The 11,871-nt window shown below is 60.9% G+C and carries 12 protein-coding genes; 4 read left to right on the top strand and 8 right to left on the bottom strand.

Annotated elements, in window-relative coordinates; genetic code table 11:
- Position 1 precedes the first annotated feature (1 nt).
- Both V6093_RS12010 and pdxH read left to right on the top strand, forming a co-directional pair.
- Positions 2–979 carry an OmpA family protein gene (locus tag V6093_RS12010; protein WP_003254886.1) on the top strand — a complete coding sequence of 326 codons (978 nt, stop codon included), beginning with the start codon at positions 2–4 and terminating at the stop codon, positions 977–979.
- 19 nt (positions 980–998) lie between these two features.
- The gene (gene pdxH / locus V6093_RS12005; protein ID WP_003254885.1) at positions 999–1,646 is read left to right on the top strand and encodes a pyridoxamine 5'-phosphate oxidase; all 648 of its coding nucleotides are present in this window, start codon (positions 999–1,001) and stop codon (positions 1,644–1,646) included.
- Positions 1,647–1,685: 39 nt separating this feature from the next.
- On the opposite strand, the gene V6093_RS12000 is transcribed toward pdxH, so the two are convergent.
- Positions 1,686–1,919, bottom strand: a complete 234-nt coding sequence (locus V6093_RS12000; protein WP_003254884.1) for a hypothetical protein — start codon at positions 1,917–1,919, stop codon at positions 1,686–1,688.
- A gap of 148 nt (positions 1,920–2,067) precedes the next feature.
- Here V6093_RS12000 and V6093_RS11995 point away from each other — a divergent pair, with 148 nt between their 5' ends.
- Positions 2,068–2,532: a glycine zipper 2TM domain-containing protein gene (locus V6093_RS11995; RefSeq protein WP_003254883.1), complete on the top strand. Its 465-nt coding sequence runs from the start codon at positions 2,068–2,070 to the stop codon at positions 2,530–2,532.
- Between the two features lie 69 nt (positions 2,533–2,601).
- On the opposite strand, the gene nhaA is transcribed toward V6093_RS11995, so the two are convergent.
- The 3 genes from nhaA to V6093_RS11980 all read right to left on the bottom strand — a co-directional run bounded on the left by nhaA (position 2,602) and on the right by V6093_RS11980 (position 6,475).
- The gene (nhaA, locus tag V6093_RS11990; RefSeq protein ID WP_179052744.1) at positions 2,602–3,795 is read right to left on the bottom strand and encodes a Na+/H+ antiporter NhaA; all 1,194 of its coding nucleotides are present in this window, start codon (positions 3,793–3,795) and stop codon (positions 2,602–2,604) included.
- 294 nt (positions 3,796–4,089) lie between these two features.
- On the bottom strand, positions 4,090–5,697 hold the full coding sequence (locus V6093_RS11985) for an NAD(P)/FAD-dependent oxidoreductase (protein ID WP_003254881.1): 1,608 nt from the start codon (positions 5,695–5,697) through the stop codon (positions 4,090–4,092).
- Positions 5,698–5,800: 103 nt separating this feature from the next.
- Positions 5,801–6,475, bottom strand: coding sequence for a COG3650 family protein (locus V6093_RS11980; RefSeq protein ID WP_267828476.1), 675 nt, complete (start codon positions 6,473–6,475; stop codon positions 5,801–5,803).
- 296 nt (positions 6,476–6,771) lie between these two features.
- Between V6093_RS11980 and V6093_RS11975 the strand changes: the two genes are divergently transcribed.
- Entirely contained in the window at positions 6,772–8,073 is a 1,302-nt protein-coding gene (locus V6093_RS11975) for a hypothetical protein (RefSeq protein ID WP_047605046.1), read from the top strand.
- Positions 8,074–8,194: 121 nt separating this feature from the next.
- Here the strand turns inward: V6093_RS11975 and V6093_RS11970 are convergent, their stop codons facing one another.
- Genes V6093_RS11970 through livH form a run of 4 tightly spaced genes read right to left on the bottom strand, consistent with a single transcriptional unit; the run spans position 8,195 to position 11,837 of the window.
- On the bottom strand, positions 8,195–8,896 hold the full coding sequence (locus tag V6093_RS11970) for an ABC transporter ATP-binding protein (protein ID WP_047605047.1): 702 nt from the start codon (positions 8,894–8,896) through the stop codon (positions 8,195–8,197).
- On the bottom strand, positions 8,897–9,664 hold the full coding sequence (gene livG / locus V6093_RS11965; protein WP_047605048.1) for a high-affinity branched-chain amino acid ABC transporter ATP-binding protein LivG: 768 nt from the start codon (positions 9,662–9,664) through the stop codon (positions 8,897–8,899).
- On the bottom strand, positions 9,661–10,917 hold the full coding sequence (locus tag V6093_RS11960) for a high-affinity branched-chain amino acid ABC transporter permease LivM (RefSeq protein WP_003254877.1): 1,257 nt from the start codon (positions 10,915–10,917) through the stop codon (positions 9,661–9,663). The genes livG and V6093_RS11960 overlap by 4 nt, the downstream gene beginning before the upstream one ends.
- Complete coding sequence (gene livH, locus V6093_RS11955; protein WP_008097482.1) at positions 10,914–11,837, bottom strand: high-affinity branched-chain amino acid ABC transporter permease LivH; 924 nt, start codon at positions 11,835–11,837, stop codon at positions 10,914–10,916. Before livH ends, V6093_RS11960 begins: the two co-directional genes overlap by 4 nt.
- Positions 11,838–11,871 lie beyond the last annotated feature (34 nt).

Below are 11,871 nucleotides of genomic sequence, written 5' to 3'. Positions count from 1 at the left end.
GATGTCTTCACATAAAACCTTAGCACTCGCCCTGTGCCTGACCGCCGTTACCGGCTGCGCCAGCCACTCCCCGGACGGCTCCAAGGAAGGTGGTTCCAGCTGGTGGCCTTTCGGTTCGGACAAGGTTGCCGAGCAGGAAGTGAAGTCAGCCGTCACTGAAAACGTGGCCAAAGCCGATGCCAAATCCGAAAGCTCCAGCCGCTGGTGGTGGCCGTTTGGCGGTGACGACAAGCAAGCCAAGGGGCCGGTGGTACCGAAGATCGATCAGAAGGCCACGCAGGCCTGGCTGGACGAATACGAGCCCAAGCTGCGCGAAGCGATCAAGGACAGCAAGCTGGAGCTGGAGCGTCGTGACAATGTGCTGGCGGTAACCCTGCCGGTGGACAGCTCGTACAATCCCGATCGCCCGAACATGTTGCTGCCCATGTCCCTGGGCCCGATTACCCGCGTCGCCAAGACTGTCGAAGGCGACCCCAAGACTGCCGTGCTGGTACTGGGCCATGCCGACAGCAGCGGTGCCGCCGTTGCCAACCAGAAGCTCAGCCTGGAGCGCGCCGCTTCGGTATCGGCCATCTTCCGCCTCAGCGGCCTGCAGCGTGACCGCCTGACCCTCAAGGGCATGGGTTCGGTGATGCCGCGCGCTGCCAACGACAGCGCCGAGGGGCGCGCCCTGAACCGCCGCGTGGAAATGTTGCTGACCCCGCAAAACACCATGGTCGCGCTGCTGGCCAAATACCAGCAGGCCGCCCCGGCACCCGTCCCGGCCTCGATGGTGGCGGTGCAGGATGCCAAGGCACCAGCCGCCAAGGCCGCTGGCAGCAAACCGGCCGTCAAGGCTGCGGCGAAGAAACCTGTAGCCAAGGCCAAAACGCCTGCGAAGACTGCAGCCAAGAAAAAAGCTGCGCCGGCCAAGCCTGCCGCCAAGAAAGCTGCCGTTGACAAGAAAGTAGCTGCCAACAGCCCTGCGAAGACCAACTGATCGTCAAGGAACCGCAGTAATGACCCAATCCCTGGCCGATATGCGCCGCGACTACACCCGTGATGGCCTGGCCGAAGCCCAGGCACCAGGGGAGCCGTTCGCCCTGTTCCACCAGTGGTTCGCCGATGCGGTGAAAACCGAGCAGGTACCGGTAGAAGCCAACGCCATGACCTTGGCCACGGTGGACGGCGAAGGTCGCCCGCATTGCCGTGTTTTGCTGTTGAAGGGGCTCGACGAGCAGGGTTTCACCTTCTTCACCAACTATGACAGCGCCAAGGGCCAGCAACTGCAAGCCAACCCCTTTGCGGCAATGACCTTCTTCTGGCCGGCCCTGGAACGTCAGGTGCGCATTGAGGGCCGGGTGCAGAAGGTCACGGCGCAGGAGTCGGATGCCTACTACCAGGTACGCCCGCTGGGCAGTCGCCTAGGGGCTTGGGCTTCGCCACAGAGCCGCGTGATTGCCGGGCGTGAAGAGCTGGAGGGCCTGGTTAAGGCCACCGAAGCGCGTTTCTCCGACACCCAGCCGCACTGCCCTGAGCATTGGGGGGGATACCGTTTGTTGCCCGAGCGCATCGAGTTCTGGCAGGGGCGGGCAAGCCGCCTGCATGATCGTTTGAACTATCGGCTGGTGGATGGGCAGTGGCTGCGAGAGCGGCTGGCGCCCTGAGCAACTGGGGCCGCCAAGCGGCCCCAGCCATTGATCAAGCTACCCCGGATAACCTGCCGCCTCGCGCTCCAACCACCCCGCCAGTTGCTTACGCCCCACCTTCTCCTGGCGCGCCTGCGCCAACCTTTCCAGCATGAACGCGCGTTTTTCAGGATCGGCCCCTGCCAGCGACAACGCCAGGTCGCGGTCCATCCAGCGGCGCATGCGCACATACAACCACCAGTGGAAATACAGCCCCGTAACGGTGGTGACCACGACGATGAAGTAATCCATGGCTATTCTTGGTCTCACTTGAAAGGCCTTTCGACACAGCCCGGCAGGCTGTACCCCGGCTGAATGAAAACAATTTTATTACGTTTGTACCGTGACAGCCGTCAATGTGCAGCGTCTAATGAGCACCTGACTTATGGAGACTTTACCCATGCGTAAATCCGCTTTGCTGGTGGCGACCTTTACCACCATGTCGCTGCTGCTGGGGGGCTGTGCCTCGAGCTTGACCGGTGACAGCTACTCTCGTGACGAAGCCCGCCGCGTGCAAACCGTGCGTATGGGTACCATCGAATCCCTGCGCCCGGTCAAGATCGAGGGCACCAAGACCCCGATTGGCGGCGGTGCCGGTGCCATCGTGGGTGGTGTAGCCGGCAGCGCCGTGGGCGGTGGCCGTGGCAGCATCGTGGCTGCCGTGATCGGTGCCGTGGCCGGTGGCTTGGCGGGTTCCGCAGCAGAAGAAGGCCTGACCCGTACCCAAGGTGTCGAAATTACCGTTCGTGAAGATGATGGCAGCATGCGCGCCTATGTACAGGCCGTGCAGGAGAACGAAGTCTTCCGCGTTGGCGAGCGCGTGCGCATCATGACAGTTGACGGTACCAGCCGCGTTTCGCACTGACCGTAGCGCAGTAAAACAAAACCCCGACATGGCTGCTGCCAGTCGGGGTTTTTTCATGCTTCAGCCAAGTCAGGCAACGCTGGTTTTGCGGCTGGCCATTGCGGTGACGGCGTAGCCGATCACCGCGGCAAAGAACGAACCAGTAAGAATACCCATGCGGTCCATGCCGGCATACTCACTGCTACCCGGGGCGAAGGCGAGCGAGCCTACGAACAGGCTCATGGTGAAGCCAATGCCGCAGAGTATCGCCACCCCCAGAATTTGCCCCCAACCCGCACCCGCAGGCAGCGCGGCCAGGCGCAGCTTGACCGCCACCCAGGTCAGGCCGAAAACCCCCACGGTCTTGCCCAGCAACAGGCCGACCGTGATGCCCATCGGCACGGGGTGGGTGAAGCTGTCTACGGTCATGCCTGCCAGCGAAACGCCGGCATTGGCGAAGGCGAAAATTGGCAGGATGGCATAGGCCACCCAAGGGTGCAGGGCGTGTTCCAGCGCCAAAAGAGGTGACGATTCAGCGTTGCGTGTACGCAGCGGGATGCAAAGGGCCAGGGCGACACCGGCCAGAGTGGCGTGCACGCCACTTTTGAGCACGCAGACCCACAGGATCAGGCCAACGATCATGTAGGGCCCGAGCTTGACGACGCCAAGCCGGTTCATCGCCACCAGCACCACCAGACAGGCCGCAGCCAGCAGCAGCGACACACTCGACAGGGTGCCGGAGTAGAACAGGGCGATGACAATGATCGCACCCAGGTCGTCGATGATCGCCAGGGTCATCAGGAACAACTTCAGTGACACCGGTACGCGCTTGCCGAGCAGGGCCAGGACGCCGAGGGCGAAGGCGATGTCGGTGGCGGTAGGGATCGCCCAGCCTGCCACGGCTGCAGGGTTGTCACGGTTGATGAACCAGTAGATCAGCGCTGGCACCACCATGCCGCCCACGGCTGCGGTGGCAGGCAGAATCACTTGTGAGGGCTTGGACAGGTGACCGTCGACCACCTCGCGTTTGACCTCCAGGCCGATGAGCAGGAAGAACAGGGCCATCAGGCCGTCGTTGATCCACAGTAGCAATGGCTTGGCGATGTTCAGCGCGCCGACCTGGACGGCGACGGGTACGTCGAGCAAGCCGCCGTACAGGTAGGACAGTGGCGAGTTGTTGATGATCAGGGCCAGAACGGCGGCGGCGATCAGCAGCAGGCCGCTGGCAGCTTCGAGCTGGAAGAAACGGGTAAACAGGCTACGCACGGGCTGTAGGCCCTCCATGAGCAGTTTACGAAGGGTGCGGGCGTACACCCTAGCCTGTAGAGATATGCTTTCAAACAAAAGACATATTCGTTTTTGTTATATGTTGTTGCTGACAGGCCTGGGGCAAGCCTAGATGGATTTGGGGAAGGATGGGGGGAAGTCTGGAGTAGGTGCTGGAATAGCTGGAGTAGGTGCTGGAATAGACTGATGCCGGACCGGGCCCTTTCGCGGGTAAACCCGCTCCTACAGGGGACCATTGTTCCGTGTAGGAGCGGGTTTACCCGCGAAGAGGCCCTGTCAGTCGCTAAAGAGTCAGAGGCCGAGCATATCCCGCGCCACCGCCTCTGCGATGCGAATGCCATCCACACCGGCTGACAAGATCCCGCCCGCGTACCCGGCCCCTTCACCCGCCGGGAACAGCCCTTTGAGGTTCAGGCTCTGGTAATCCTCACCGCGGGTAATCCGCAGTGGCGACGAGGTACGCGTCTCGATCCCGGTCAACACCGCATCATGCAGGTTATAGCCCTTGATCTGCCGGTCGAACGCCGGCAGTGCCTCCCGAATCGCCTCGATGGCGAAGTCCGGCAGGCTCGGCGCCAGGTCACCCAAGGTCACGCCCGGCTTGTAGGACGGCTCGACACTGCCCAGTGCGGTCGAGGGCCGGCCGGCGACAAAATCACCCACCAGCTGCGCCGGGGCCTGGTAGTTGCTGCCGCCCATTACATAGGCGTGCGCCTCCAGGCGCTCCTGCAGTTCGATACCGGCCAACGGGCCACCCGGGTAGTCGCGCTCGGGGTCGATGCCGACGACGATGCCGGAGTTGGCGTTGCGCTCGTTACGCGAATACTGGCTCATGCCGTTGGTGACGACCCGCCCAGGCTCGCTGGTGGCCGCGACCACGGTGCCACCCGGACACATGCAGAAGCTGTATACCGAGCGGCCATTCTTGGCGTGGTAAACCAGCTTGTAGTCGGCGGCACCCAGTTTCGGGTGGCCGGCGTACTTGCCCAGACGTGCCTTGTCGATCAGCGTTTGCGGGTGCTCGATACGGAAGCCCACCGAGAACGGCTTGGCTTCCATGTAGACACCTTTTGCGTGCAGCATGCGGAAGGTGTCGCGGGCGCTGTGGCCCAGGGCTAATACCACATGGCGAGAGTGCAACTGCTCGCCGCTTTCGAGCACTACACCGGTCAGTTGGCCATCTTCGATCAACAGGTCGGTGACCTTCTCCTGGAAGCGCACGTCGGCCCCCAGGGCGATCATGTCCTGGCGCATCTGTTCGACCATGCCGGTGAGGCGGAAGGTGCCGATGTGCGGCTTGTTGATGTACAGGATTTCGTCTGGCGCACCGGCCTTGACGAATTCTTCCAGCACTTTGCGGCCGTGGTGTTGCGGGTCCTTGATCTGGCTGTACAGCTTGCCGTCCGAGAAGGTACCGGCGCCGCCTTCACCGAACTGCACGTTGGACTCAGGGTTGAGCACGCTTTTACGCCACAGGCCCCAGGTGTCCTTGGTGCGCTGGCGCACTTCCTTGCCGCGTTCGAGGATGATCGGCTTGAAGCCCATTTGTGCCAGCAACAGGCCGGCAAAGATGCCGCACGGGCCGAAACCGACCACGATCGGGCGCTCCTGCAGGCCTGCCGGGGCCTGGCCGACAAACTTGTAGGTGACGTCTGGGGCTGGGCCGATGTTGCGATCATCGGCGAACTTGCTGAGCAGCTCGGCCTCGTTGCTGGCTTCCAGGTCGATGGTGTAGATGAACAGCAGTTCGCTGTTCTTCTTGCGCGCATCGTAGCTGCGCTTGAACAGGTTGAAGCTGAGCAGTTGCTCGTCGCGGATGCCCAGGCGCTGGACGATGGCTTCGCGTAGCGCTTCGTCGGGATGGTCCAGGGGCAGCTTCAGTTCGGTGATTCGTAGCATGGCAGGGTCCAGTATCCCGGCCATGGGCGGCCGGCGGCTTTACACAAACCGCCAAGTATAAGCTGTTAGACGCCCTGACTGGCAGGATAAAAGCGCCCGGCGATCAGTTGTCGCGCGCACCACCGTAGTAACCGCAGCCGCGCAGGGTCTGGCCGTCGATGCGCAGTTCGGCGCGCAGGTGACGCACGGCGCCGGTGGCGCTGTCGACGCAGCGTTGCGGGGCGACCCACAGTTCCACATGCTGGCCGTTGGCTTCGCTGGTCAGGGTCAGGCCGCCGCCGGGCACTTCTTCTTCGAGAAATGGCAGTGGCAGCGGGTCTTTGCCGATGCGGTTGAGCACCATGCCCTTGCCGCTGGCCTTGATGTCCCAACCCGGTTCGTGGCCATTGGCGCGCAGGGTCAGCTGTTTGAAGTTGGGGTCCTCGCAGGCGCGGGTGGAAGGTTCCAGGCGGTACAGATGGCGTACTTCCAGTTGGCCGTCGTTGGTGGCCTGCTTGCTGCCGGTAAGGCGCCCTCGGACATCGGCAAACAGCTTGTCGTTGGCATCCTTGGCCAGGTTGGCGGCCTCTTGCAGGATGCCGGTGGCGGCGACGTCGTTGATCACGAAGGTGCGGTTTTCGCTGCACGGCTTGAACAGCAACTGGCCACCGGCGGCACGCAGTTCGCCCTGCATGCGCGTGGTGCCGATGTTCGGGTCGTTGGGGGCGTCAGCCATGAGCTGGCAACCGCCGAACAGGGGCAGCAGGGTGGTCAGCAGCAGGGTAGGGGTTAGGCGCATGGGCGAACTCCGGGGAATCTTTGCCAAAGAGCTGGCCACGTTACTGAGACCGGACGCACTCCACAAGTGACATTATCTCCATTGAGACCCTATGAAAACGACGCGCGAGTCGGAGCAGGAATGCCCGCATACTTGATGAAGTGATAGCCCTGGGCCATTAGTTATATTTGTCAGTAGTCAAGCTGTTTGTGATTGGCAAGAATTATGTACCCGCTGCTTTCTGCTTCAGGGATGATCGTTTGCCTCTGCATCTGCATAGTTGCGGGCTTTATTAATTGTTTTAGAGGATATAAAGCATGGGCCAGAATAAGCAAGCAGCGGGATTTGATATTGAATATCGAGTGCCTTTTCCGATTCCCGAGGCCACCAATAAAAATACGCTGGTTCTCCCCGTTGGAGGTAAGCGTTATTTGCTGGATGGCCTTGGTAAAACGATTATGGTAGGGCGTGTAAAGCATGATGGTACAGCGGATTTGACGTTTGGTTTGAGAGGTTTCAGCTCCCATAATATTTCTGAGTTTACGGATGATTTTCCGCGCGCTGCAGGGTTGATTCCTCAACCTGACGGAGGCGTAATCGCTGGTTTGTATAATGCATCGGAGCTGGGCTTGGCCCGCTTCAAGCTCAATGGCGAGGTCGATATGTCGTTTGGGCAGGCCGGCACGGTCTTCCACAAAGTTGAAAAGATGAGTGCAAGTTCAGCGGGGCGTGGAAGAAACAATGACGGTCGTCAGGATTCTGTTTTTTCATCGGCAGTGCTGGCCGCATTGGCACCCGCCAAGGACGGCAAATTTTACGGGGTTCTGGGTAACCGCCTTGCAGGTGATTTCTCGTTGCTGCGCTGTTTAGCAAACGGAGCGCTGGATGCCGAGTTCAATGGCACTGGCATTGTTAGCGTTAAGCATCCGACTTTGGACACAAATGCCCCCGCCGTTATCGCTTCTGCAGACGGAGGCGCTGTGGTGGTTGGCACACTGGGCGACCTGTCGGTTGGGATGCGCGGATTTTTCTGTCGGTACAAGGCCGATGGCTCGCTGGACAAGACGTTCGGTGAGGAAGGTTATTCGATTTTCGATTCTGTATCCGCGGGTATCCCTCATCCAGAGCTGAGTCAAATGGAGCTTGCTCACGTGGCGATCATGGCGGACGGCGGATACGTCGCATGTGGTTACCTTACAGCACGTGATCCCTGGCGCTTCTATGGGATGGTGGTACGCATAGATGCAACCGGCCGGCCGGAGCAGTCTTTCAACGGCGGTAAACCGTTGCTCTTTGAACTGCCTGATGGCGTTGAGGTCGACTTCCTTGAGGGCGGGATTGCTGAAATGGCCGATGGCAAGGTAGCCGTGGCGGGAGGCGCAGTGACGCGGAATGCAGGTTATCAGCGGCAGGTGCTGTTGGTTCGATATGATGCCAAAGGGGTACTGGATCCTACATTTGGCGAGCAGGGCTGGAGGATACTCGCGCCTTTTGGAGATGCGGTCACTAATCTACGGGGCCTGCAGGTCGATTTAGAGCAAAAAGTCTTGGTTTCTGGCGATAGTGGTCCTGATAACAATCCCAGTTCCATGAAGGGCTTTGCAGCGCAGCTTGACTAGCGTGGAACCGAGACCGACGACCTCAATGCTTGGTAGCATCGGCTACAGAGCATTGAGGTGTCGGGCAACGTGACAGGCGCAATGGAGAGCCTGTCGGTTGTCTCCTTTCTACGTTAAATACCTATCCTCCCAGATACGCTTCGCGTACCTTCGAGTCGGTCAACAGGGCTTCACCGGTACCCTGCATCACCACCCGGCCGTTTTCCAGCACGTACGCCCGGTCAGCGATCTTCAGCGCCTGGTTGGCGTTCTGCTCCACCAGGAACACCGTCACGCCATCACGGCGCAGTTGCTCGATGATGTCGAAGATCTGCTGGATGATGATCGGCGCCAGGCCCAGCGAAGGCTCGTCGAGCAGCAACAGCTTTGGCTTGCTCATCAGTGCCCGGCCAATGGCGAGCATCTGTTGCTCGCCACCGGACATGGTACCGCCACGCTGCATATAGCGCTCCTTCAGGCGCGGGAATAGCTGTAACACCTTGTCCAGCTGCTCCTGGTAATCGCGCTTGTCGGTGAAGAAGCCCCCCATCGCCAGATTCTCCTCGACGGTCAGGCGGGAGAACACACGGCGACCTTCCGGCACCACCGCGATGCTCTTGCGCATGATGTGCGAGGACGGCTGGCCGACCAGTTCTTCCCCCAGATACTTGATGCTGCCGCTGTGCGCCTGCGGCGAACCGCACAGGGTCATCAGCAAGGTCGACTTGCCGGCACCGTTGGCGCCGATCAGGGTGACGATCTCGCCTTGGTTGATCTCCACGTTGACGCTGTGCAACGCCTGGATCTTGCCGTAGAAAGTGGAAACGTTTTCGAACTTCAGCATTTACGCTTCCCCCAGGTAGGCTTTGATCACGTCAGGGTTGTCGCGGATCTCCTCCGGCGTGCCATGGGCCAGGGGGGTACCCTGGTTGATCACCACGATATGGTCGGAAATGCTCATCACCAGCTTCATGTCGTGCTCGATCAGCAGCACGGTGACGTTGTGCGACTCACGCAGGTAGGCGATCAGAGCCTTGAGGTCTTCGGTTTCCTTCGGGTTCAGGCCGGCTGCCGGTTCATCGAGCATGATGATGCGTGGCTGGGTCATCATGCAGCGGGCGATTTCCAGGCGGCGTTGCTGCCCGTAGGCGAGGGTACCGGCGGTACGGTTGGCGAACTCGGTCAGGTTGACCTTCTCCAGCCAGTACTGCGCACGCTCCAAGGCTTCCTTCTCGCTGCGGCGGAAACTCGGGGTCTTGAACAGGCCGGCGAAGAAGTTGGTGTTGAGGTGGCGGTGCTGGGCAATCAGCAGGTTTTCCAGCGCGGTCATTTCCTTGAACAGGCGCACGTTCTGGAAGGTCCGCACCACGCCTTTGCGGGCGATCTGGTGGCCGGCCAGGCCCTGGATCGGCTGGCCATCGAGCAGGATGGTGCCGTCGCTGGGCTTGTAGAAGCCGGTCAGGCAGTTGAACACGGTGGTCTTGCCGGCGCCGTTCGGGCCGATCAGCGCCACTACCTGTTTCTCCTTGACGGTCAGGCCCACGCCGTTGACCGCCAACAAGCCGCCAAAGCGCATGCTCAGGCCGCTGACTTGCAGAATTTCGCGGCTCATCGACGCAGCTCCATGTGTGGACGTTGCATAGGCAGCAGGCCTTGCGGACGCCAGATCATCATCAACACCATCAGCGCACCGAACATCAGCATGCGGTATTCGCTGAACTCACGCATCAGCTCAGGCAGCAGGATCATCACGATGGCCGCGAGAATCACGCCCAGTTGTGAACCCATGCCACCCAGCACGACGATGGCGAGGATGATCGCCGACTCGATGAAGGTGAACGACTCCGGCGTCACCAGGCCTTGGCGCGCGGCGAAGAAGCTGCCGGCGAAACCGGCGAAGCAGGCACCCAGGGTGAATGCCGAGAGCTTGATCACGGTCGGGTTCAGGCCCAGAGCACGGCAGGCGATCTCGTCTTCACGCAGGGCTTCCCAGGCACGGCCGATCGGCATGCGCAGCAGGCGGTTGATCACGAACAACGCCAGCAGGGCCAGCAGCAGGGCCACCAGGTACAGGAAGATGACCTTGTTGATCGAGTTGTATTGCAGCCCGAAGAACTCGTGGAAGGTCTGCATGCCCTCGGCCGCACGGCGTTCGAAGGTCAGGCCGAAGAACTCCGGCTTGGGGATGTTGCTGATGCCGTTGGGGCCGCCGGTCCAATCGGTGAGGTTACGCAGGAACAGGCGGATGATCTCACCGAAACCGAGGGTCACGATCGCCAGGTAGTCACCACGCAGGCGCAGCACCGGGAAGCCGAGCAGGAAGCCGAAGGTGGCAGCCATCAGGCCGGCAATCGGCAGGCACACCCAGAAGCTCCAGCCCAGGTAATGCGAGAGCATGGCGTAGCTGTAGGCACCGACGGCATAGAAGCCTACGTAGCCGAGGTCGAGCAGGCCCGCCAGGCCGACCACGATGTTCAGGCCCAGGCCCAGCAACACGTAGATCAGGATCAGCGTGGCGATGTCGACCGCACCGCGAGAGCCGAAGAACGGCCATACCAGTGCCATCACGATCAACCCGATGATGACGTAGCGCTGGGTCTTGGGCAGGGTGAGGTAGTTGCTGACTGCCGGGGGGATCAGCTTGCGATCCGATCGGCGGCCCATCACCGAACTCCACTGCTTGTCGAACAGCACGCGCAGGAACATCAGCACCGAACACACGGCGATGATGCTGATGGTGAACGAGCCCTGACTGTGCACGACCAGGCTGATGCCGTCGATGCTCAGTTTCAGGCCCAGTACCGGGAAGGCCACGGCCCAGACCAGCAAGGCGCTGAAGAACGCCTGTTTGAGATTTCTGTTCATACTTTTTCAACCTCCGGGCGGCCCAGGATGCCGGTCGGCCGGAATAGCAGGACAAGAACCAACAAGCCGAATGCCACCACGTCCTTGTACTGGTCGCCGAAGATATCGGCACCGAACGCTTCGGCCACGCCCAGCACCAGCCCGCCGAGCATGGCGCCCGGGATGCTGCCGATGCCACCCAGTACCGCCGCGGTGAAAGCCTTCAGGCCCACCAGGAAACCGGCGTTGGGGTTGATCACCCCGTACTGCATGCTCAGCAGCACGGCCGCCACGGCAGCCAGGGCGGCACCGATGACGAAGGTGAGGGCGATGATGTTGTTGGTGTTGATGCCCAGCAGGTTGGCCATCTTGATGTCCTCGGCACAGGCGCGGCAGGCGCGGCCCAGGCGGGAACGAGAGATGAACAGGGTGAGCAGGGTCATGGCCACCAGGGTGACAACGAACACCAGGATTTGCATGTAGCTGATCAGTACTTCTTCAGCACCGCCTGGCCCGAAGGAGAAGCTCCCGGGGATCAGGTTGGGGATGGACTTGTCCTTGGAGTCCTGCGAAAGCAAGACCGTGTTCTGCAGGAAAATCGACATGCCGATGGCGGAAATCAGCGGGATCAGACGGTTGCTGTTGCGCAGGGGGCGGTAGGCAACCCGTTCGATGCTGTAGCCATAGGCACTGGTGACGAAGATCGTCGCGACGAAGGCGACGGTCATCAGGATCGGCAGCGAATGGATACCCATCATGGCCAGGCCCGCCAGGGCGATGAAGGCCACGTAGGAACCGATCATGTACACCTCGCCGTGGGCGAAGTTGATCATGCCAATGATGCCGTACACCATCGTGTAGCCGATGGCGATCAAGGCATAGGTGCTGCCGATGGTCAATCCATTAACCAGTTGTTGGAAGAAATGGTAGATCTCAGGCATTACAGCGCTCCTAAAAACCTGATTTGCATTTCAC

It is taken from the genome of Pseudomonas putida group bacterium ESBL64 (assembly GCF_045277175.1).
In the GTDB taxonomy this organism is placed as follows: domain Bacteria; phylum Pseudomonadota; class Gammaproteobacteria; order Pseudomonadales; family Pseudomonadaceae; genus Aquipseudomonas; species Aquipseudomonas alloputida.
This window is presented reverse-complemented; position numbering and strand designations above follow the sequence as displayed.

What these genes read in the sequence shown, in the direction of transcription:
- V6093_RS12010 (WP_003254886.1), top strand. Translation starts at nt 2, where the DNA reads ATGTCTTCACATAAAACCTTAGCACTCGCCCTGTGCCTGACCGCCGTT.
- V6093_RS11980 (WP_267828476.1), bottom strand. Translation starts at nt 6,475, where the DNA reads ATGCGCCTAACCCCTACCCTGCTGCTGACCACCCTGCTGCCCCTGTTC.
- V6093_RS11975 (WP_047605046.1), top strand. Translation starts at nt 6,772, where the DNA reads ATGGGCCAGAATAAGCAAGCAGCGGGATTTGATATTGAATATCGAGTG.
- livH (WP_008097482.1), bottom strand. Translation starts at nt 11,837, where the DNA reads ATGCCTGAGATCTACCATTTCTTCCAACAACTGGTTAATGGATTGACC.
- V6093_RS11960 (WP_003254877.1), bottom strand. Translation starts at nt 10,917, where the DNA reads ATGAACAGAAATCTCAAACAGGCGTTCTTCAGCGCCTTGCTGGTCTGG.
- V6093_RS12000 (WP_003254884.1), bottom strand. Translation starts at nt 1,919, where the DNA reads ATGGATTACTTCATCGTCGTGGTCACCACCGTTACGGGGCTGTATTTC.
- V6093_RS11985 (WP_003254881.1), bottom strand. Translation starts at nt 5,697, where the DNA reads ATGCTACGAATCACCGAACTGAAGCTGCCCCTGGACCATCCCGACGAA.
- pdxH (WP_003254885.1), top strand. Translation starts at nt 999, where the DNA reads ATGACCCAATCCCTGGCCGATATGCGCCGCGACTACACCCGTGATGGC.
- livG (WP_047605048.1), bottom strand. Translation starts at nt 9,664, where the DNA reads ATGAGCCGCGAAATTCTGCAAGTCAGCGGCCTGAGCATGCGCTTTGGC.
- V6093_RS11970 (WP_047605047.1), bottom strand. Translation starts at nt 8,896, where the DNA reads ATGCTGAAGTTCGAAAACGTTTCCACTTTCTACGGCAAGATCCAGGCG.
- nhaA (WP_179052744.1), bottom strand. Translation starts at nt 3,795, where the DNA reads ATGGAGGGCCTACAGCCCGTGCGTAGCCTGTTTACCCGTTTCTTCCAG.
- V6093_RS11995 (WP_003254883.1), top strand. Translation starts at nt 2,068, where the DNA reads ATGCGTAAATCCGCTTTGCTGGTGGCGACCTTTACCACCATGTCGCTG.